Raw genomic sequence first — 21,154 nt, 5'->3', positions numbered from 1 at the left:
CGGGCAAACGCCAAAAATCGAGCTGTTCCACGATAAGCGTCGTAGGGGTGCCAGGACAAGTTGCCAGTTCTGTGTAATAAATCCCACACTACAAAAAAACAAAGCCTACAGGAGCGACCACCGTGAGCCGCCTGCTTTTGAACTGCGACATCGGCGAAAGCTTTGGTAACTGGACCATGGGTCTGGACGCCGAAGTCATGCCGTTCATCGACTGCGCCAACGTGGCCTGCGGCTTTCATGCCGGCGACCCGAGCATCATGCGCAAGACCGTCAGCCTGGCGTTCAAGCATGGCGTGCAAGTCGGCGCTCACCCGGCCTATCAAGACCTGCAGGGCTTTGGCCGGCGTTCCATGCACTACACGCCCCAGGAAATCCAGGATCTGTTGCACTACCAGATCGGCGCGCTGGACGGCATCTGCCGGGCCCAGGGCGGTCGCGTCAGCTATGTGAAGCCCCACGGCGCGATGTACAACGACATGATGGCGAACCCGGCGCAGTTGCGTGCGGTGATCCAGGCCGTGGCCGCCTACGGTGACCTGCCACTGATGCTGCTGGCCACCCGCGACAACAGCGCGGCCCAGGCGTTGGGCGACGAATATGGCGTGATCCTGTGGTTCGAAGCCTTCGCCGACCGCGCCTATGACAGCAACGGCCATCTGGTCTCCCGCCAGCTGCCCGGCGCTGTGCATCACGATCCCGGCACTATCTTGCAGCAGGCCCTGACCATTTCCCGTGGCGCTCCGCTGGTCGCCAGCGACGGTAGTGCGCTGGTGTTGCAGGCCAATACCCTGTGCGTGCATGGCGACAACGCCAGCTCGGTGGCTGCGGTGCAGCGAATCCGTGAAGCGTTGAAGACAGCATGAAGCCACGCATTGAAGTGGTGGCCATCGACTGCCTGATGGTGCGTCTGTTTGAGGTGATTGCCGAAGCCAATATGCCGTGGATGCTCGCCGCCACCCAGCGCCTGCGCGCTGGGTTCGGCCCGGCGTTGGTGGACCTGGTGCCGTCCTATACCACCTTGATGGTGCATTACGATCTCACGACGCTGACCCCGGCCCAGGCCCGGGAACTGATCGACCAGGCCCTTACCGATCTGCAACCCCAGGCCCAGGGTAGCGGCCAGTGCCATGTGCTGCCGGTGTGGTACGACCTGAGTGTCGGCCCGGAACTGACCCTGTTGGCCCAGCGTAGCGGGTTGGCGGTGGATGAAGTGATCCGCCGCCACAGCGCCCACGAATACCAGGTGTTCGCCCTCGGCTTCGCCCCAGGTTTTGCCTTTATGGGGCTGGTGGACGAAACCCTCGCCACGCCGCGCCTCAACACCCCGCGCAAACGCGTGGCCGCTGGCAGCGTCGGCATTGCCGAACGGCAAACCGCCGCCTACCCGGTGGTGTCCCCGGGCGGCTGGAACCTGATCGGCCGCACTGCGGCCAAGCTGTTCGACCGCGATCGCGACGGCTACAGCCTGATGCAACCCGGCGACACGGTACGCTTCGAAGCGGTCGACCATGCCGAATTCATCCACCTGGGAGGCGATGACACGCCGTTGGAGGCGCAGGCATGAGCCGCTTGATCATCGAGGCCAGCACGCCGCTGTGCCTGTTGCAGGACGCCGGGCGTTTTGGCGTGCGCCACCTCGGCGTGACCCAGGGCGGCGCGCTGGATTGGGTATCCATGTCCTGGGCCAATTGGCTGCTGGACAACGCCCTGGATGCGCCGGTGGTGGAAGTCACCCTCGGCGGCTTTACCGTGCAGGCCGAGGACTATTGCCTGCTGGCCCTGGCCGGTGCGGACCTGGGCGCCTACATCGATGATCGCGCCATCAGCCCTGGGCGCAGTTTTATCCTGCAAAAGGGCCAGCGTTTGCGCTTTACCCAGCCGTTCAAGGGGGCACGGGCTTACCTGGCGGCGCCGGGCGGCTTCGACGCGCCGCCCGTGCTCGGCAGTTGTGCCACGGTGGTACGCGAGGCATTGGGTGGGGTGGACGGTTTCGGCAAAGCCTTGGCTGAAGGCGCTCAGTTAACTTATTCCGGGACCGGGGGCGCGATGAAAGTGCTGGCCAACCCGGATTTGCCATCCGCTGCATCCCTGGACGTGATCATCGGTGCGCAGATTGGCCAGTTCAGTGGGCAGAGCCTGTTCGATGCGTTCAACACCGAATGGGCCCTCGACAGCCGCGCTGATCGCATGGGCATGCGCTTGCTCGGTACACCGCTGCAATACCAGGGGCCGTCGTTGATTTCCGAAGGTATCCCGCTGGGAGCGATCCAAGTGCCGCCGGATGGGCAGCCGATCGTGTTGCTCAATGATCGCCAGACCATTGGCGGCTATCCGCGCCTGGGAGCGTTGACGCCGTTGTCGCTGGCACGATTGGCGCAATGCCTGCCCGGTGCGACATTGAAACTGGCGCCTATGGTGCAGCCTGGCGCCCACGCGCAGCATCTGAGGTATCTGGCGCAATACACCAACCCGTAATCGAGCTCATGGGTCAGCGAAGGCACTGCCCTGGCCGGACAGGGACGCCAGAATTGCCTGACTTGCCCTGACGGCTTGAGGCTGTCGACCTCGAGGCGCAGCAATGGGAGCCTGTCGGTTCTTCTTGTTACGAGTTTGTATTATGCGATTCTTGATTCTGCGTGCTTACGATATTACCGACAACGCCAGGCCCGACGTGGTTTACCTGGATTTTTACGACGACACACTCGCGCAGCCCCTTGCCATGGCGGCTGCAGCGGTGGATATGAAGGGCGATGGCAGGCTTGATTGGAGGCTGGCTGACGACATCAACCATAACGGTGTCACTGACACGCTGGATGCAGCCATGGCGCTGGAGTTCGCCCAGCAATTCCTCGAGTTCAACTGGTTCAGCCAGGATGGCTCCGCCGATAAATACCTGATGGTGTTTGCCGTAGACTTCGATGCCAATGGCATACCAGACACCGTGCGCCTGCATTTTCACCAAGGCGAGGGGCAGCTCGATGATGAGTCACTGGCCTACACAGCGGCTTATTTTACCAACGAGGTGGGCACCGCCGATGGCGCCCATATCAGCCAGGACGTGAACAACGACGGCCGCGTCAATGGTGTCGATGCAGAACTGGTGCGGCGGTTCTCCAGTAACTTCCTGCTGTTCGGCTGGCATGATGCGCGCAGGCCCACGCCGTCGACGCCACCCTGCAAACCGTTGCTGAATCGGCCGTAAAGGGCCTGCCGAGGCGGCTTATTTGGCCAGGAAACGCATGCCTTCCTCCAGGCCGCGCAAGGTCAGCGGATACATCTGATCCTCCACCAGCTCCCGCACGATTGCGGTCGATGCCGTATAACCCCAGGTGTCCTTGGGGTACGGGTTGATCCAGATCAGCTTCTTGTACTTGGCCATGAAGCGCTGCATCCACACATACCCAGGCTCCTCGTTCCAATGCTCGACGCTGCCGCCGGCCTGGGTGATCTCATAGGGCGCCATGGCTGCATCGCCGATGAAGATCACCTTGTAGTCGGCGCCGTACTTGTGCAGCAGGTCCTGGGTGGAGGTGCGCTCCGAGGTGCGGCGCTGGTTGTTCTTCCATACCGATTCGTACACGAAGTTATGGAAGTAGAAGTACTCCAGGTGCTTGAACTCGGTCTTGCAGGCGGAGAACAGCTCTTCGCAGGTTTTCACATGGGCGTCCATCGAACCGCCGATATCGAACAGCAACAACAGCTTGATGGTGTTGCGACGCTCGGGGCGCATCTGGATATTCAGCAACCCGGCGTCGCGGGCGGTGTGGTCGATGGTGCCGTCGATATCCAGCTCTTCGGCGGCACCCTGGCGTGCGAACTTGCGCAGCCGGCGCAGGGCGATCTTGATGTTGCGCGTGCCCAGCTCCACCTGGTCGTCGAGGTTCTTGTACTCGCGCTGGTCCCAGACTTTCACCGCCTTGCCCTGGCGCTTGCCGGCGTCACCCACGCGAATGCCTTCCGGGTTGTAGCCACCGGAACCAAACGGGCTGGTGCCGCCGGTGCCGATCCACTTGTTGCCGCCGGCATGCCGTTCTTTCTGTTCTTCCAGGCGCTTCTTGAATTCCTCGATCAACTTGTCCAGGCCGCCGAGGGACTGGATCTGCGCGCGTTCTTCATCGCTCAGGGAGCGTTCGAACTCCTTGCGCAGCCAGTCCTCGGGAATCAGTGCCTGCAAGTGGTCATCGAGCTTTTCCAGGCCGTTGAAGTAAGCCCCGAAGGCGCGGTCGAACTTGTCGAAATGCCGCTCGTCCTTGACCAGGATCGTCCGGGCCAAGTAGTAGAACTCGTCCATGTCGGCGAAGGTCACGCGCTGTTTCAGCGCGTTGATCAGGTCGAGCAGCTCGCGTACCGACACCGGCACCTTGGCTGCACGCATTTCATTGAACAGGTTGAGCAACATTATCGATTACCGCGACGGCTCATGAACGCCAGACGTTCCAGCAGCTGCACGTCTTGCTCGTTCTTCACCAGGGCACCGGCAAGCGGCGGGATGGCTTTGGTCGGGTCGCGTTCGCGCAGCACTGCTTCGCCGATATTGTCGGCCATCAGCAGCTTGAGCCAGTCCACCAGTTCGGAGGTGGACGGTTTTTTCTTCAGGCCCGGCACCTTGCGTACATCGAAGAACACATCGAGGGCTTCGCTGACCAGCTCCTTCTTGATGTCCGGGTAGTGCACATCCACGATCTTCTGCAGAGTGGGGCGGTCAGGGAAGGCGATATAGTGGAAGAAGCAGCGGCGCAGGAAGGCGTCCGGCAGCTCTTTCTCGTTGTTGGAGGTAATGATGATGATCGGGCGCTTCTTGGCCTTGATGGTCTCGTCGATCTCGTAGACGTAGAATTCCATCTTGTCGAGTTCCTGCAACAGGTCGTTGGGGAACTCGATATCGGCCTTGTCGATTTCATCGATCAGCAGGATCACCCGCTCTTCGGACTCGAAGGCTTCCCAGAGCTTGCCCTTCTTCAAGTAGTTGCGCACGTCGTGGACCTTGTCCACACCCAGTTGCGAATCGCGCAGGCGGCTGACCGCGTCATACTCGTACAGGCCCTGATGGGCCTTGGTGGTTGACTTGATGTGCCAGGTGATCAGTCGGGCACCGAAGGATTCGGCCAGTTGCTCGGCGAGCATGGTCTTGCCGGTGCCCGGTTCGCCCTTGACCAGCAACGGCCGCTCCAGGGTGATGGCGGCGTTGACGGCCAGTTTCAGGTCATCGGTAGCCACATAGGCCTGGGTGCCTTCGAACTTCATCGGTCATTCCTCGAATTCATCAATGTCCGGACTATACCGCGCAGCCCTGGCGACTGTGAACGCAGACGGGTTATTCAGTCTCTGAATGGCCGGTCACTTCCCATTGACCCGTGCGGTACATGTGGGAGGGGCAAGCCCCTCCCCACATTTTTTAGTCCGCGCTGGGCTTGGGTTGTTCGTACCTTGCATTGAAAGCCTGGACGAAACCATTACGTAAAATCTGCAAAAACGCGGAGAACGCGCTGATATCTTGCTGATGGACGCTGCCACTGAGTTCTACCCGGGTAGCAAATTGGTTCTTGTTCTGGTTCTTCAGCACGGTCTCGCCGGTACCGACCACGGCTTCCCATATCGAGCGGAAAATACCTTTGTCTTTGTTTTCCACGTCCTGCTGCCAATTGAACACTTCCACATCTCGCAGCAACGGCTTGATATAACCGCTCAACTGGCCTTTTTCGGCCTGGGCCTCGACCACCACCGCGCCGCTACCGGCATTGAAGTCGAACTTGCCATAGGCCGCGGCGAAGTCATTCAGGCGCTTGAGCTGGATTTCCTTGGCGCGAAAGCGGAACTCGAAGTCTTCAAAGTTGCTCAGCGGGTCGAAGGTCGCGCTGGCTTCCAGCGGGGCTTGGCCCAGCAGCATGCCCTTGCCCTCGAAAGTGGCGTCGCGCTTGCCTTTGACGTCGACCACGTTGGTCAGGTTAAAGAAGCTGGCGTCGACCTGGGTGGCGTAGAGGTTCACTGCGGGCTTGGAGTTGAAGTTATGGAAGGCGATCTTGCCGTCCCGGATGCGTACTTCGTTAAGGGTGATCGGTAACAATTTGCCCAGTTGGGCACGCCAGTCGGTGCCCTTACCCGTCTGGGATGCCTGTTTATTGGCCCCACCATCGACGAAGTTCAGCTCAGGCTTGAGAAACTCCACCTCGGCCACCACCGCATGGTCATACCATAGCGAATGCCAGCTCACCGACAGATCAATCAGCGGCGCCTTGACGAACGGCACCGGCACCTTGCCGTCGACCTTGACGATCTGCAGGCCGTTGATCTTGTAGGCGCCACGCCACAGCGCCAGGTCCACGTCAGTGATCTGGCCGCGGTAATCGCCCATGTCGGCGAGCTTGTCATTCAGGTAGTTACGCACCAGGTACGGCAGGGCCAGGTCCAGGGCAACCAGCAGCACCAGCAGCGCGGCGATTGTCCATAACGGCCAACTGTAGCGACGTTTCATGGGGAGGTTCTCCTTGCTTGTAGGAGATTGACTGTTCTGATGAACGCAACGTTCCACCGTCTGGACGCGTTGAAGTACGAGGCATACCCTTGGGGCCTTCTTCAAAGTCGCCAATAGGACCCGTCATGAGCCGTATCTTTGCAGACAACGCGCACTCCATCGGTAATACGCCGCTGGTCCAGATCAACCGCATCGCACCGCGTGGCGTGACCATCCTGGCCAAGATCGAAGGGCGCAACCCCGGTTATTCGGTGAAGTGCCGCATTGGCGCGAGCATGATCTGGGACGCGGAAAGCAGCGGCAAGCTCAAGCCTGGCATGACCATTGTCGAGCCGACTTCCGGCAACACCGGTATCGGCCTGGCGTTTGTCGCTGCCGCCCGTGGCTACAAACTGCTACTGACCATGCCAGCGTCCATGAGCCTTGAGCGCCGTAAAGTGCTCAAGGCCCTCGGAGCCGAGCTGGTGCTGACCGAGCCGGCCAAAGGCATGAAAGGAGCCATCGACAAGGCCGGCGACATCGTCGCCAGCGATCCGACCACCTACTTCATGCCGGCCCAGTTCGATAACCCGGCAAACCCTGCGATCCACGAGAAAACCACCGGCCCGGAAATCTGGAACGACACCGACGGCGCCGTGGACGTGCTGGTGGCAGGGGTGGGGACCGGCGGCACCATCACCGGTGTGTCGCGCTATATCAAGAACACGGCGGGCAAGCCGATCCTGTCGGTGGCCGTCGAGCCGATGGTGTCGCCGGTGATCACCCAGGCGTTGGCGGGTGAAGAGATCAAGCCCAGCCCGCACAAGATCCAGGGCATCGGCGCCGGTTTTGTGCCAAAGAACCTCGACCTGTCGATGGTTGACCGCGTGGAACTGGCGACCGACGAAGAATCCAAGGCCATGGCCCTGCGCCTGATGCAGGAAGAGGGCATTTTGTGCGGCATCTCCTGCGGCGCCGCCATGGCCGTGGCGGTACGCCTGGCCGAGAAGCCGGAAATGCAGGGCAAGACCATTGTGGTGATCCTGCCGGACTCCGGTGAGCGCTACCTGTCGAGCATGTTGTTCAGCGACTTGTTTACCGACCAGGAAAACCAGGCCTGATCAACGGCTGCCGCTGATCGTTCCCACGTTCTGCGTGGGAATGCCGCCCAAGACGCTCTGCGTCGGCCCCTGATCGGCCACTCATCATCGAGGTTGATTCAGGTCAGCTCATTGGCCTGGGCCTTCTGCATAATGCTCCAAGTGTTTATCATGGCCAGCTATTACGTCTGGTTTCCCGTTGACGGAAGTTTGCTGGCCAGGCGCTTATTTCCAGGAGTTGCTGCATGACCTTTTCCTTGGCCACCAAACTGTCGGTGTTGCTGCTGTTTATTGGCAGCACGCTGTATGTCCACCTGCGCGGCAAGGCCCGTTTGCCGATGTTGCGCCAGTTCGTCAACCATTCGGCGCTGTTCGCCCCGTATAACGCCCTGATGTACCTGTTCTCCGCAGTGCCGTCCAAGCCCTACCTGGACCGCAGCAAGTTCCCCGAACTGGACGTGCTCAAGGACAACTGGGAAGTGATCCGCGAAGAGGCCATGCACCTGTTCGACGAGGGCTACATCCGCGCTGCCGAAAAGAACAACGACGCCGGCTTCGGTTCCTTCTTCAAGAAGGGCTGGAAGCGCTTCTACCTCAAGTGGTACGACAAACCCCTGCCATCGGCCGAGGCCCTGTGCCCGAAGACCGTGGCTCTGGTGAGCAGCATTCCCAACGTCAAGGGCGCGATGTTCGCGCTGTTGCCGGGCGGCAGTCACCTCAACCCGCACCGCGACCCGTTCGCTGGTTCCCTACGCTATCACCTCGGGTTGTCCACGCCGAACTCCGACGACTGCCGCATCTTCGTCGATGGCCAGGTCTACGCCTGGCGCGACGGTGAAGACGTGATGTTCGACGAAACCTACGTGCATTGGGTCAAGAACGAAACCGAGCAGACCCGCGTGATCCTGTTCTGCGACATCGAACGTCCGTTGAGCAACCGCCTGATGACCCGTATCAACCGCTGGGTCAGCAAGCAACTGGGCCGTGCTACCGCTCCGCAGAACCTCGATGACGAACGCGTGGGTGGCATCAACCAGGCCTACGCCTGGAGCAAGACGTTCAGCGACAAGTTCAGTAGCCAGGTCAAGCAGTGGAAGCGCAAGCATCCCAAGGCTTACCGCATTGCGCGGCCAGTGCTGGCAGTAGTGGTGCTGGTGCTGCTGTGGAAATGGTTGTTCGGCTGATTTGAAATACGGTCAAAACTGTGGGAGGGGGCTTGCTCCCGATAGCGGTGTGTCAGGTTGAATATCTGTACCTGATCCACCGCCATCGGGGGCAAGCCCCCTCCCACATTTGATCTCCAGCGATCTTTAGCTGGCAATCAACTGACGCAGCACATAATGCAAGATCCCCCCCGCCTTGAAGTACTCCACTTCATTCAAGGTATCAATCCGGCACAGCACCTCAACCTTCTCGCTGCTGCCATCTTCCCGGGTAATCACCAGCGTCAGGTTCATCCGCGGTTCGATCTCGGCATCGGTCAGCCCGAGGATGTCGATCTTCTCCTTACCGGTGAGCTTGAGCGTCTTGCGATTCTGGTCCAGCTTGAACTGCAACGGCAATACACCCATGCCCACCAGGTTGGAGCGGTGGATGCGCTCGAAACTCTCGGCGATCACCGCCTTGACCCCCAGCAGGTTGGTACCTTTGGCCGCCCAGTCACGGCTGGAGCCGGTGCCGTATTCCTGGCCGGCAATCACCACCAGCGGCGTACCTGAGGCCTGGTACTTCATCGACGCATCATAGATCGCCATCTTCTCGCCGGTGGGGATATACAGCGTGTTGCCGCCTTCCTCACCGCCGAGCATTTCATTGCGGATACGGATATTGGCGAAGGTGCCGCGCATCATCACTTCATGGTTGCCCCGGCGTGAGCCGTAGGAGTTGAAGTCACGCGGCTCCACGCCTTGCTCGCGCAGGTAGCGACCGGCCGGGCTGTCGGTCTTGATATTGCCGGCAGGGGAGATGTGGTCGGTGGTCACCGAATCCCCCAGCAGAGCCAACACGTTGGCGCCCTTGACGTCCTTGATCACCGGCAGCGGGCCGGCAATGTCGTCGAAGAACGGCGGATGCTGGATGTAGGTGGAATCCTTCTGCCACACATAAGTTGCAGCCTGCGGCACTTCAATCGCCTGCCATTGCTCGTCACCGGCAAACACCTCCGCGTATTCCTTGTGGAACATGCTGGTACTGACCTGGGCCACTGCGTCGGCGATCTCCTGACTGCTGGGCCAGATATCCTTCAGGTACACCGGGTTTCCGTTCTGGTCGTTACCCAGTGGCTCGCTGCTGATGTCGATGCGCACGGTGCCGGCCAACGCATAGGCGACTACCAGGGGCGGCGAGGCCAGCCAGTTGGTTTTCACCAGCGGGTGTACGCGGCCTTCGAAGTTGCGGTTACCCGACAGCACCGAGGCCACGGCAAGGTCAGCCTTCTGAATGGCCTTTTCGATAGGCTCGGGCAATGGCCCGGAGTTACCGATACAGGTGGTGCAGCCGTAGCCCACCAAGTCGAAGCCGAGCTTGTCGAGGTACTGGGTGAGGCCCGCGGCTTTGTAATAATCGGTGACCACCTTAGAACCTGGGGCCAGCGAGGTCTTGACCCAAGGTTTGCGGGTCAGGCCTTTTTCCACGGCTTTTTTAGCCACCAGCCCGGCCGCCATCATTACGCTGGGGTTGGAGGTGTTGGTGCATGAGGTAATCGCAGCGATCACTACGGCACCGTTTTTCAGGCGATAGGTCTGGCCGTCGTACTCATAGTCCGTTTCGCCGATCAGGTCGGCATTGCCCACGGCCACACCGCCACCGCCTTCACTTTCCAGGCGGCCTTCTTCCTTGCTGGTGGGTTTGAATTGCAGGTCGAGGAAATCGCTGAACGCTTGGCCGACATTCGGCAGGGACACACGGTCCTGCGGGCGCTTGGGCCCGGCGAGGCTGGCTTCGACGCTGCCCATGTCCAGGGCCAGGGTGTCGGTGAACACCGGCTCCTGGCCGGCGTTGCGCCACAGGCCCTGAGCCTTGGTGTAGGCCTCCACCAGTTTGACCGTTTCTACCGGGCGGCCGGACAGGCGCAGGTAGTCCAGAGTCACTTCGTCGACCGGGAAAAAACCGCAGGTGGCGCCGTATTCCGGAGCCATGTTAGCGATGGTGGCGCGGTCGGCCAGGGGCAGGTCGGCCAGGCCGTCGCCATAGAACTCGACGAATTTACCCACCACGCCTTTCTTGCGCAGCATCTGCGTGACGGTCAGCACCAGGTCGGTGGCGGTGATGCCTTCCCTGAGCTTGCCGGTGAGCTTGAAGCCGATCACTTCCGGGATCAGCATCGATACCGGTTGGCCGAGCATCGCCGCTTCGGCTTCGATCCCGCCCACGCCCCAGCCGAGTACGCCAAGGCCGTTGATCATGGTGGTGTGGGAGTCGGTGCCGACCAGGGTGTCAGGGAAGGCGTAGGTACGGCCGTCTTCCTCCTTGGTCCACACAGTACGGCCCAGGTATTCGAGATTGACTTGGTGGCAGATGCCGGTGCCCGGCGGGACTACGCTGAAGTTGTCGAAGGCGCTCTGGCCCCAGCGCAGGAAGGCGTAGCGTTCGCCGTTGCGCTGCATTTCGATATCGACGTTTTGTTCGAAGGCGCTGGTAGTGCCGAACTTGTCGACCATCACCGAGTGGTCGATCACCAGGTCCACCGGCGACAGCGGGTTGATACGCTGCGGGTCGCCACCGGCCTTGGCCACGGCGGCGCGCATGGCAGCCAGGTCGACCACCGCGGGCACGCCGGTAAAGTCCTGCATCAGCACACGGGCGGGGCGGTACTGGATCTCGCGGTCAGACTGGCGCTCTTTAAGCCAAGCGGCGATGGCCTTGAGGTCGGTGCCGGTGACGGTCTTGGCATCTTCCCAGCGCAGCAGGTTTTCCAGCAGCACCTTGAGGGACATCGGCAGCTTATCCAGGTCACCCAGGCTCTTGGCGGCTTCGGGCAGGCTGAAGTAGTGGTAAGTCTTGCTGTCTATTTCCAGGGTTTTAAGGGTTCTCAGGCTATCAAGGGATGACATTACATGACTCCTTATGGTCCGCACGGCTACGGACCTGACGGGACGAACAGAGCTATCACGTTAGCGCTGTTTTCAATAGCAAGCTAATAACTGGACTCTATCGCCGAGCCCAAGGTTCCGAACTCGGCTATCATGCGCGCGTTTTCATGACAGGCATTGCGATAGCGCAAGGTCAGTTGATTCACCAGGAGAGTTGATGAACACCCTTTTTATGCACTGCCGCCCGGGGTTTGAAGGCGAAGTCTGTTCCGAGATCGCGGAACACGCCGCGCGCCTGAACGTTTCCGGCTACGCCAAGGCCAAGACCGGCAGCGCCTGCGCCGAATTTGTCTGCACCGAGGAAGACGGCGCCCAGCGCCTGATGCACGGCCAGCGCTTTGCCGAGCTGATTTTCCCCAGGCAGTGGGCGCGCGGGGTGTTTATCGACCTGCCGGAAACCGACCGCATCAGCGTGATCCTTACCCACCTGCGCGATTTCCCGGTGTGCGGCAGCCTGTGGTTGGAGATGGTCGATACCAATGACGGCAAGGAACTCTCAAACTTCTGCAAGAAATTCGAAGTGCACCTGCGCAAAGCCCTGCTGGGCGCCGGGCGCCTGGTGGACGACCCGAGCAAGCCGCGTCTGCTGCTGACCTTCAAGAGCGGCCGCGAAGCGTTCATGGGCCTGGCCGAGTCGAACAACTCGGCGATGTGGCCCATGGGCATCCCGCGCCTCAAGTTCCCACGTGACGCGCCCAGCCGTTCGACCCTGAAACTGGAGGAGGCCTGGCATCACTTTATCCCCCGTGACCAATGGGACGAGCGCTTGCACGGCGACATGACCGGCGTTGATCTCGGCGCAGCACCGGGTGGCTGGACCTGGCAACTGGTCAACCGCGGCATGCTGGTGACCGCCATCGACAACGGCCCTATGGCCGAAAGCCTGATGGACACCGGCCTGGTGCAACACCTGATGGCCGACGGTTTCACCTTCGTGCCCAAGCAACCGGTGGACTGGATGGTGTGCGATATCGTTGAAAAGCCGGCGCGTAATGCGGCGCTGCTGGAAACCTGGATCGGCGAGGGGCATTGCCGTGAGGCGGTGGTCAACCTCAAGCTGCCGATGAAGCAGCGTTACGCCGAAGTAAAGCGCCTGTTGGAGCGCATCGAAGAGGGCTTCAAGGCGCGTGGCATACGGGTGGAAATCGGTTGCAAGCAGCTGTATCACGACCGGGAAGAAGTGACGTGCCACTTGCGCCGTTTGGTGGATGTGAAGAAATCCAAAAGCCGCTGAAATCAAATGTGGGAGCGGGCTTGCCCGCGATAGCGGTATAACAGTCGAAATCTATGTTGAATGTGCCCACGTCATCGCGGGCAAGCCCACTCCCACATAAGAGCGGGCCTGTTTCAGGAGTAAAGTATGAGTGTTGATTTACCCGTAGACGGCACCCTCGACGCCACCGGGCTCAACTGCCCGGAGCCGGTGATGATGCTGCACCAGCATATCCGCGACCTGCCGGCGGGCGGCTTGCTCAAGGTGATCGCCACCGACCCGTCGACCCGCCGTGATATCCCCAAGTTCTGTGTGTTTCTTGACCACGAACTGGTGGACCAGCAGGAGCAGGCCGGGACCTATCTGTACTGGATCCGCAAGAAGCTCGATTAACCCCTCGCCTTGTCTGCGTGAATGCGTCGGCGTGCACTGCGCGCCAGGCGCACCAGCAACATCCCCGCCGCACAGCTCAAGCCGACGATCAGCCCTTGCCACAAGCCGCTTGGGCCGCTGGGCTCGCCGAGCCAGTCGGTCAGCCCCAGGGCGTAACCCACCGGTAACCCTACGCCCCAGTAGGCGAACAAGGTCAGCACCATGGTCACCCGGGTGTCTTGGTAGCCGCGCAGTGCGCCGGCCGCGGTGACCTGGATCGAGTCGGAGAACTGGAACAGCGCCGAGAATACGATCAGCATTGATGCCAGGTGGATCACCACCGGGTCCGGCGTATAGATCGCTGCGATCTGCTCGCGAAACACCAGCATCAGGCTGCACGACAGGCACGCATAGCCCAGTGCGGTGCCCATGCCGACCCCCGCAGCGAAGCGCGCTTCGCGGGGTTCGCCACGGCCCAGGGCCTGGCCGACCCGCACGGTCACGGCCATGCTCAGGGAGTAGGGGATCATGAACACCAGGGAGCTGACGTTGAGCGCGATCTGATGGCCGGACACCACGGTAGCGCCCAGGCTGCCAAGCAACAGGGCAATCACCGCGAAGATGCTCGACTCGGCGAAGATCGCCACACCAATCGGCAGGCCGATGCTCAATATGCGCTTGATCACCGTCCATTGCGGCCAGTCGAAACGCTTGAACAATTCGCTGCTCTGGTAAACCGGGCCCCAGCGCGTCCAGCCGGCCAGGCCAAGCATCATCACCCACATCGCAATCGCCGTGGCCCAGCCGCAACCCACGCCGCCCATCGCCGGCACGCCGAAGTGGCCGTAGATGAAGATGTAGTTCAACGGAATATTCAACGCCAGGCCGCACAGGCCCATGACCATGCTCGGCCGTGTACGGCCCAGCCCGTCACTGAAACAGCGCAGCACGTAATACAGCGCAATCGCCGGCATGCCCGCAGCGATGCCATGCAGGTAACCCATGGACGGCTCGATCAGGTCAGGCTCGACCTTCATCGCATGCAGGATCGGCTCGGCGCATAGCAGCAACAGCGCGCCGCAGAGGCCGACCACCACGGCCAACCACAACGATTGGCGCACCAACGGCCCGATCTCGGTGAGTTTACCCGCGCCATAACGCTCGGCAACTTTCGGCGTGGTAGCCAGCAAAGTGCCGGTCATCAGCAGGTACACCGGGATCCAGATCGAATTGCCCAGGCCGACTGCCGCCAGGTCTTGGGGGCTGACACGCCCGGCCATCACCGCATCGACAAAGCTCATCGCGGTGGTTGCCAATTGACCGATCATGATCGGCAAGGCCAGCGTCAGCAGGCCGCGCACTTCCCGGCTGATGCGCGCGGGGCGGGAGAGGGTAGCGGTGGCAGTGTTCACGTACAGGTGTCCAATCAAAAGGCAGTCGCAAGGACGGCGGATTCTACGCTTTGACGCAGCGGTCAGGAAAAAACCTGTGTTGTTGATTTGTAATGCAACCACGCAGGCACCCCCCTCCCACATTGGATCCTCACAAGCCTGTACACTGTTGATCCGCCAAAGGAGCCTGCCATGCTGATTGTTGCCGACGAAAATATCCCGCTGCTCGATGCATTCTTCGAAGGGTTTGGCGAGATTCGCCGCGTGCCCGGCCGGTCCATCGACCGCGCCACCGTCGCGCAGGCCGACGTGCTGCTGGTGCGCTCGGTGACCAACGTCAACCGTGCCTTGCTCGAAGGCAGCAACGTACGCTTCGTCGGCACCTGCACCATCGGCACCGACCACCTGGACCTCGATTACTTCAAGCAGGCGAGTATCCAGTGGTCCAGCGCGCCGGGCTGCAATGCCCGTGGCGTCGTGGACTACGTGCTCGGCAGCTTGCAGACCCTGGCCGAAATCGAAGGGGTTGAGCTTGGCCAGCGCACCTATGGCGTGGTCGGGGCCGGTGAAGTCGGCGGGCGGCTGGTCAAGGTGCTCAAGGGCCTGGGCTGGAATGTGCTGGTCTGCGACCCGCCGCGCCAGATCGCCGAAGACGGTGACTACGTCAGCCTGCAGCAGATCATCGAGCAGTGCGACGTGATCAGCTTGCACACACCGCTGACCAAGTCCGGCAATGGTTCCACCTGGCACCTGTTGGATCGCCAGCGCCTGGAGCAGCTCAAGCCCGGTACCTGGCTGATCAATGCCAGCCGTGGTGCAGTGGTGGATAACACCGCCCTGCGTGAGGTGCTGCTGGCCCGTGAAGACCTGCAAGCCGTATTGGACGTGTGGGAAGGTGAGCCCGAGGTGGATGTCGACCTGGCTGACCTGTGCGTGCTGGCTACGCCGCATATCGCCGGCTACAGCCTTGACGGCAAGCAGCGCGGCACGGCGCAGATCTACCAGGCGTTCTGCGCGCACCTGGGCCAGGAGCCGAGTGTTCAGCTGAGTGATTTGTTGCCGGCACCGTGGCTGGCCGAAGTGCACCTGAACGCTGCAACTGATCCTGCCTGGGCACTGGCGACCCTGTGCCGCAGTGTGTACGACCCGCGCCGTGACGATGCGGATTTCCGCCGCAGCCTGGTCGGCACGGTGGAGGAACAGCGCAAGGCATTCGACCTGCTGCGCAAGCACTATCCGCTACGGCGCGAGATTGACGGCTTGAAGGTGCGGATCAATGGTGAGTCGACGGCGTTGTCCGCTATCGTCTCGGCCTTGGGCGCCGAAGCCCTGTAGACCCCCATAAAAAACCCGGCCACCTGGGCCGGGTCTCAAAGAGCGCGGGCGTATCAGCCTTGCTGGGCAGGTTTGACCAGACGCTGTTCCAGCTCACTGCATGCTTGCTGGATCATCTCTTCGGTAATCTGCACTTCGCGGCCCTTGGCATCGATGTACGAGCATGGCAGTTGCTGCGGCTGGCGGATCACTTCAATCTTGGCGTTGCTGCTATCTTGCAAGGTCATGGCCTGTCTCCTCATCAGGTTGTATACCTACTTTAAATCCCCCGCGTGAACGCGCTGTTACAACTCCCTACGCGATCATCGGTTCGAACACCCAGTCCACCAGAAACCGGTACATATTTCCAGATGAGTCTTAGACCGATAGCCTCTATGGGCTTGCGTCGGCGGGCATAATTAACCTGACTCATTGTTATTCACGCAAGTTCCCCCAATGTTGAGGTACAGACTCCTCATTGGTGATGTCCCATGCTCTCGACCCGTCAACGCCGTGCGATCCGCCTGGCCAGCCGCTTTATTGCGCCCTACCGCTGGCAGGCGCTGGGCGCCCTGTTGGCGCTCATCGTCACTGCCGGTATCACTCTGTCCATGGGGCAGGGCATACGCCTGCTGGTGGACCAGGGTTTCATGACCCAGTCACCGCACTTGCTCAACCAGTCCATCGGCCTGTTCATGGTGCTGGTGCTGGGCCTGGCCGTGGGCACCTTCACGCGGTTTTATTTGGTGTCCTGGATTGGCGAGCGGGTGGTGGCGGACATTCGCCGGCAGGTATTCAATCACCTGATCTACCTGCACCCCGGCTTCTACGAGAACAACCGCAGCTCGGAAATCCAGTCGCGGCTGACCACCGACACCACTTTGTTGCAATCGGTGATTGGCTCATCGCTGTCGCTGTTTCTGCGCAATGCCTTGATGGTCATCGGTGGCATCGTGTTGCTGTTCATCACTAACCCCAAACTCACCAGTATCGTGGTGGTGGCACTGCCCCTGGTGCTGGCACCGATCCTGATTTTCGGTCGCCGCGTGCGCAGCCTGTCGCGTCAGAGCCAGGACCGCATCGCCGATGTCGGTAGCTACGTCTCTGAAACCCTTGGCCAGATCAAGACAGTGCAGGCCTACAACCATCAGGTGCAGGACGAACAGCGTTTCGCCGTCACCGTGGAAGAGGCCTTCACTACCGCTCGTAAACGCATCTTGCAGCGCTCCTGGCTGATTACCCTGGTGATCATGTTGGTGCTTGGCGCTGTGGGCGTGATGCTGTGGGTAGGCGGCATGGACGTGATCAGCGGGCGCATTTCCGGCGGTGAGCTGGCCGCGTTTGTGTTCTACAGCCTGATCGTCGGTAGCGCCGTCGGCACCCTGAGCGAAGTGCTCGGCGAGTTGCAGCGTGCCGCCGGCGCGGCCGAGCGCATTGGTGAACTGTTGCAGTCGAGCAACGATATCCAGGCGCCGGCCAATGGCAGCGTACGTTTGCCGGAGCGGGTCAGTGGCCGCATGGAGCTGCAAGATCTGCGCTTTTCCTACCCCTCACGGCCGGACAGCTACGCCATCGATGGCTTGAACCTGACCATCAATCCCGGCGAAACCCTGGCGCTGGTAGGTCCCTCCGGCGCGGGCAAATCGACAATTTTCGACCTGCTGCTGCGCTTCTACGATCCCCAGCAAGGTCGCATTCTGCTCGAAGGCCGCCCGCTGACCGAGCTGGACCCTCTGGACCTGCGTCGCCATTTCGCCCTGGTGTCCCAGAGCCCGGCGCTGTTTTTCGGCAGCGTCGAGGAAAACATCCGCTACGGCAACCCGTCCGCCACCATGGCCCAGGTCGAAGTCGCTGCGCGTATCGCCCATGCCCACGACTTCATCCTGCAAATGCCCGATGGCTACCAGACCCATCTTGGCGATGGCGGCATGGGCCTCTCCGGCGGCCAGCGCCAACGCCTTGCCATCGCACGCGCCTTGCTGGTAGATGCGCCGATCCTGTTGCTGGACGAGGCCACCAGCGCTCTCGATGCCCAGAGTGAGCACCTGATCCAGCAAGCGCTGCCGCAACTGATGCAGGGACGAACCACTTTAGTGATCGCTCACCGCCTGGCGACCGTCAAGAATGCCGATCGAATAGCGGTGATGGATCAAGGCAAGCTTGTGGCGGTGGGTACGCATAGGCAATTGATTGCGAGCAATCCGCTGTATGCGCGGTTGGCGGCGTTGCAGTTCAGTGAAGGGGGGGAGACGGAATGAAGCTGCGATACCCCTGCTCAATGAGGCATCATGTGATCTTTCGTTATTGATCTGGATGAGGACATGAGCCGTTATCAACCTCCGTTGACGCTGACTCCAAAAATGCTGGCCCTTGTGGCAGATATCAGTGAGCAGATTGGTCAGCTTTCAGTCGGTGACGATGGCCGCCAGACGCCTCAGTTAAGGCGCGGCAATCGAATTCGCACCATTCAGGCTTCACTGGCGATCGAAAACAACACGCTCAGCGTCGAGCAGGTGACGGCTGTTCTGGAAGGTAAGCGGGTGCTGGGCTTGCCCCGGGAAATTCAGGAAGTGCGTAATGCATTTGCTGCTTACGAGGCCATGCCGCAGTGGAATCCAGGTGATCGTGTCGACCTGCTCAAGGCTCACGAACTGCTCATGTTTGGATTGATCGACGATGTCGGTCGGTTTCGACAGACAGGTGTCGGCATCTATCGCGGCGAGCAACTTGTCCATATGGCGCCGCCTGCGAGCCGTGTAACTCACTTGGTGGACGATTTGCTGCAATGGCTGGCGGTTTCCGACTGGCATCCGTTGATAGCCAGTTGCGTCTTCCATTATGAGTTCGAATTCATTCATCCATTTGCTGACGGTAATGGGCGGATGGGGCGGCTCTGGCAAAGCTTGATACTCAGCCAGTGGCGCTCGGTGCTGGCATACCTGCCGGTGGAAGCGGTGATTCGAGAGCAGCAAGAGGCTTACTACGTCGCACTGTCCGCAGCAGACCAGCAAGCGCAGGCAACGCCCTTTGTAGAGTTCATGCTACAGGCGTTGAACTTGGCGCTGGCCGAAGCTGGGCAAAGTGGGCTTCCAGCAGCACCATAAAAAATGCCCGCATTTATCAATGCGGGCATTTTCTCACAGCTTCAAACTTATCGCTTGAAGCTGCTCTTATCACTGATCGTCAAAATACCGCTCATGCCAATCCACCAGCGGCTGCGGCGAATTGAGCTTCTGCCCGTAGATCACCGAATAAGACAGCACGTTCTGCACATACTGGCGGGTTTCGTCGAAGGGGATGCTTTCCACCCAGACATCGAAACTCAGGTGGTCTGCGCCGCGCAGCCACTGGCGCACGCGGCCGGGGCCGGCATTGTAGGCGGCGGAGGCGAGCACGCGGTTGCCATTGAACTGGCTGTGCACTTGGCTCAGGTACGCGGCGCCGAGCTGGATGTTTTTGTCCGGGTCCAGCACCTGGGCCGGGGAGGCCAGGGGGATGCTGAACTTGCGCGCCGTTTCCTTGGCGGTGCCGGGCATCAGTTGCATTAGGCCGCTGGCGCCGACGCCGGAGCGGGCGTCATCCATAAAAGCACTTTCCTGGCGCGTTATAGCGAATACCCAGCTCGAATGCAGGCCTCGTACCTTGGCTTCGCGCACCAGGGTGTCGCGGTGGGCCATCGGGAAGCGGATATCCAGGTCGTCCCAGTACTGCGCCTGGCTGATGGTGCGGATCGCCGGGAAGTACCATTTCATGTCGTAGGCCAGCTTGGCCTGGGCAACCATCTCGTCGCGGTTGAAGTGGCGGCTGACGTGATACCACTCGCGGCGGCCGTCGACGATCTGGCCGCGGGCATAGAATTCCAGGGCACGGCGTACACCTGGGGTATTGCGGACCTTGTTGACCAGCGCCTGGCTCATCACCAGCGGTTTATTGTTCAACTGGTAGGGGGATTTGGAGCGATCAGCGGCGAGAAAGCCGTAGAAGTCCCGCTCCTTGGCCACGTTCCTGTAGAGCACCAGCGCCTGCGGGTTTTGCGGCTCGGCCAGCTCCAGGCTGCGCGCCTGCCAGTAGCGCCAGCGGTTGCTTGTGGCCAGGTCTTGTGGAAGCTTGCGGGTCAACTGGTAGGCATCTTCCCAACGTGCCAGGCGCAACAGCAGGCGCAGGCGCCATTCGGACACGGTGTTGTCGCGCAGTTCCGGGTCGTACTTGGTCATCACTTCCAGCGCACGCGGGTCGAAGCGCTTGGCCAGGGTCAGGCCAATCTCGCGGGCAATCGACACTTTTTCGTCACGGGAGAAGTGCATGCTGCTGGCGTAACCGTCGAGCAGGGCCATGGCCTTGTCCGGATCCTGGCGCGCAAGGCGACGCAGGCCCAGGCCCACGGCGTCCGACATCGCTTCGGTGGCCGGCAGGAAGCGTGACGGGTCACTGAGCATGTCGGGCTTCTGCGCCACATCCACCATCAGCCGGCCTTGGGCGCCGAGGGTTGGCAGGGTTTTCACCAGGCTGTTGGCCAGCGCGTAGTTACGGGCTTCGGCGGCGAGTTTGGCGCGGTCCCAGATCTTCTGTTCGGTCAACTGGCCGGCAGCGGCCCATTGGCCGAACGTAGCGTCACAAGCGGTCGGCTGGGTTTTGCCGGTCATCCACAGTTTTTCGGCGGTCTTGTAGCCTTCGGCTTTGAGATTGTGGCTGAGCTGGTACTGGCCGTGCAGGCAGTCGAGTTCGACGAAATTGAGCTTGGCGTCGTAGTACTTTTCAAAGGTCTGCCAATCGCCACGCTCGGCCAGCCAGCGCAGCCAACGCAGTTTCATCCAGTTGGCCTGGGGCAGGTCGCCGTGTTTGGCGAGGAACTGTTCGATTTCCTCGTTGCTCGCGGTTTTCAGGCGTGCGGTCAGCTCGTCATACGCCAGGTACGGCGTGAGCGGGTAGTCGGCCAGGGCCTGGCTGTATTGCATGTAGGGGCCGCTGTCACCCTTGGCCAGGGCGCGTTTGGCTTGATCGTAATACTGACGTTGGGTAGTGAGGTCCACCGCCTGGGCGGATTGAACGGCAGTGGCGGTAAGAAGCAGGCAAGATAAAAAGTTGAAAAGGCGACTGCGCATGAGACGTCCGTGCAGAGAAATCACGACTAGCACCGGCACTGCCGACACTGATTGCCCCTAGCTTAGCCTTTTGCCAGCGGCCCGCGAAAGCTTTGCCGGCCGGTTGGTTGAAGATCGCCA

Annotated in this window: 17 protein-coding genes and 1 pseudogene; 11 read left to right on the top strand and 7 right to left on the bottom strand. The window is 60.9% G+C overall.

Features of this window, described 5'->3' with window-relative positions; genetic code table 11:
* Nucleotides 1–122: 122 nt before the first annotated feature.
* The 4 genes from BLU48_RS17635 (at nt 123) to BLU48_RS17620 (ending at nt 3,202) form a co-directional block, all read left to right on the top strand.
* Nucleotides 123–863, top strand: a complete 741-nt coding sequence (locus BLU48_RS17635) for a 5-oxoprolinase subunit PxpA (RefSeq protein ID WP_057013314.1) — start codon at nt 123–125, stop codon at nt 861–863.
* Nucleotides 860–1,564 carry a 5-oxoprolinase subunit PxpB gene (pxpB, locus tag BLU48_RS17630; RefSeq protein WP_057022075.1) on the top strand — a complete coding sequence of 235 codons (705 nt, stop codon included), beginning with the start codon at nt 860–862 and terminating at the stop codon, nt 1,562–1,564. Before BLU48_RS17635 ends, pxpB begins: the two co-directional genes overlap by 4 nt.
* Nucleotides 1,561–2,475 carry a 5-oxoprolinase subunit C family protein gene (locus tag BLU48_RS17625; RefSeq protein ID WP_057022076.1) on the top strand — a complete coding sequence of 305 codons (915 nt, stop codon included), beginning with the start codon at nt 1,561–1,563 and terminating at the stop codon, nt 2,473–2,475. The genes pxpB and BLU48_RS17625 overlap by 4 nt, the downstream gene beginning before the upstream one ends.
* Nucleotides 2,476–2,617: 142 nt before the next feature.
* Nucleotides 2,618–3,202 (top strand): hypothetical protein, encoded by a 585-nt coding sequence (locus tag BLU48_RS17620; protein ID WP_057022077.1) that lies wholly within the window; start codon nt 2,618–2,620, stop codon nt 3,200–3,202.
* Between the two features lie 18 nt (nt 3,203–3,220).
* On the opposite strand, the gene BLU48_RS17615 is transcribed toward BLU48_RS17620, so the two are convergent.
* The 3 genes from BLU48_RS17615 to BLU48_RS17605 all read right to left on the bottom strand — a co-directional run bounded on the left by BLU48_RS17615 (nt 3,221) and on the right by BLU48_RS17605 (nt 6,472).
* Nucleotides 3,221–4,399, bottom strand: a complete 1,179-nt coding sequence (locus BLU48_RS17615; RefSeq protein WP_057022078.1) for a vWA domain-containing protein — start codon at nt 4,397–4,399, stop codon at nt 3,221–3,223.
* Nucleotides 4,399–5,244 carry an AAA family ATPase gene (locus BLU48_RS17610; protein ID WP_057013318.1) on the bottom strand — a complete coding sequence of 282 codons (846 nt, stop codon included), beginning with the start codon at nt 5,242–5,244 and terminating at the stop codon, nt 4,399–4,401. Before BLU48_RS17610 ends, BLU48_RS17615 begins: the two co-directional genes overlap by 1 nt.
* 151 nt (nt 5,245–5,395) lie before the next feature.
* Nucleotides 5,396–6,472 carry a DUF748 domain-containing protein gene (locus tag BLU48_RS17605; RefSeq protein ID WP_057022079.1) on the bottom strand — a complete coding sequence of 359 codons (1,077 nt, stop codon included), beginning with the start codon at nt 6,470–6,472 and terminating at the stop codon, nt 5,396–5,398.
* 125 nt (nt 6,473–6,597) lie between these two features.
* Here BLU48_RS17605 and cysK point away from each other — a divergent pair, with 125 nt between their 5' ends.
* A complete protein-coding gene (cysK, locus tag BLU48_RS17600; RefSeq protein WP_057022080.1) occupies nt 6,598–7,572 on the top strand; it encodes a cysteine synthase A in 975 nt (324 codons plus the stop codon).
* 224 nt (nt 7,573–7,796) lie between these two features.
* On the top strand, nt 7,797–8,735 hold the full coding sequence (locus tag BLU48_RS17595) for an aspartyl/asparaginyl beta-hydroxylase domain-containing protein (RefSeq protein WP_057022081.1): 939 nt from the start codon (nt 7,797–7,799) through the stop codon (nt 8,733–8,735).
* Nucleotides 8,736–8,861: 126 nt separating this feature from the next.
* On the opposite strand, the gene acnA is transcribed toward BLU48_RS17595, so the two are convergent.
* Nucleotides 8,862–11,603 (bottom strand): aconitate hydratase AcnA, encoded by a 2,742-nt coding sequence (acnA, locus tag BLU48_RS17590; RefSeq protein ID WP_057022082.1) that lies wholly within the window; start codon nt 11,601–11,603, stop codon nt 8,862–8,864.
* A gap of 196 nt (nt 11,604–11,799) precedes the next feature.
* On the opposite strand from acnA, the gene rlmM reads away from it, so the two are divergent.
* The gene (gene rlmM / locus BLU48_RS17585) at nt 11,800–12,876 is read left to right on the top strand and encodes a 23S rRNA (cytidine(2498)-2'-O)-methyltransferase RlmM (protein WP_046071485.1); all 1,077 of its coding nucleotides are present in this window, start codon (nt 11,800–11,802) and stop codon (nt 12,874–12,876) included.
* A gap of 126 nt (nt 12,877–13,002) precedes the next feature.
* On the top strand, nt 13,003–13,248 hold the full coding sequence (gene tusA, locus BLU48_RS17580; RefSeq protein WP_046071486.1) for a sulfurtransferase TusA: 246 nt from the start codon (nt 13,003–13,005) through the stop codon (nt 13,246–13,248).
* Here the strand turns inward: tusA and BLU48_RS17575 are convergent.
* Nucleotides 13,245–14,639: an MATE family efflux transporter gene (locus BLU48_RS17575; RefSeq protein WP_057022083.1), complete on the bottom strand. Its 1,395-nt coding sequence runs from the start codon at nt 14,637–14,639 to the stop codon at nt 13,245–13,247. The two genes, tusA and BLU48_RS17575, sit on opposite strands and share 4 nt — an antisense overlap.
* A gap of 171 nt (nt 14,640–14,810) precedes the next feature.
* On the opposite strand from BLU48_RS17575, the gene pdxB reads away from it, so the two are divergent.
* Nucleotides 14,811–15,953 carry a 4-phosphoerythronate dehydrogenase PdxB gene (gene pdxB, locus BLU48_RS17570; protein ID WP_057022084.1) on the top strand — a complete coding sequence of 381 codons (1,143 nt, stop codon included), beginning with the start codon at nt 14,811–14,813 and terminating at the stop codon, nt 15,951–15,953.
* A gap of 53 nt (nt 15,954–16,006) precedes the next feature.
* Here pdxB and BLU48_RS32050 read toward each other — a convergent pair whose 3' ends face one another.
* Entirely contained in the window at nt 16,007–16,180 is a 174-nt protein-coding gene (locus BLU48_RS32050; protein ID WP_043047507.1) for a PA1571 family protein, read from the bottom strand.
* A gap of 243 nt (nt 16,181–16,423) precedes the next feature.
* Here BLU48_RS32050 and BLU48_RS17565 point away from each other — a divergent pair, with 243 nt between their 5' ends.
* Entirely contained in the window at nt 16,424–18,190 is a 1,767-nt protein-coding gene (locus tag BLU48_RS17565; protein WP_057022085.1) for an ABC transporter transmembrane domain-containing protein, read from the top strand.
* A gap of 63 nt (nt 18,191–18,253) precedes the next feature.
* Nucleotides 18,254–19,015: pseudogene (locus BLU48_RS17560) on the top strand (Fic family protein); the annotation flags it as partial.
* 90 nt (nt 19,016–19,105) lie between these two features.
* Here the strand turns inward: BLU48_RS17560 and BLU48_RS17555 are convergent.
* Nucleotides 19,106–21,034, bottom strand: a complete 1,929-nt coding sequence (locus BLU48_RS17555; RefSeq protein WP_057022087.1) for a transglycosylase SLT domain-containing protein — start codon at nt 21,032–21,034, stop codon at nt 19,106–19,108.
* Between the last annotated feature and the right edge of the window lie 120 nt (nt 21,035–21,154).

Source organism: Pseudomonas synxantha, from assembly GCF_900105675.1.
Taxonomy (GTDB): domain Bacteria; phylum Pseudomonadota; class Gammaproteobacteria; order Pseudomonadales; family Pseudomonadaceae; genus Aquipseudomonas; species Aquipseudomonas synxantha.
The sequence above is the reverse complement of the archived record's forward strand: the minus strand, read 5'-3'. Positions and strand labels throughout refer to the sequence as shown.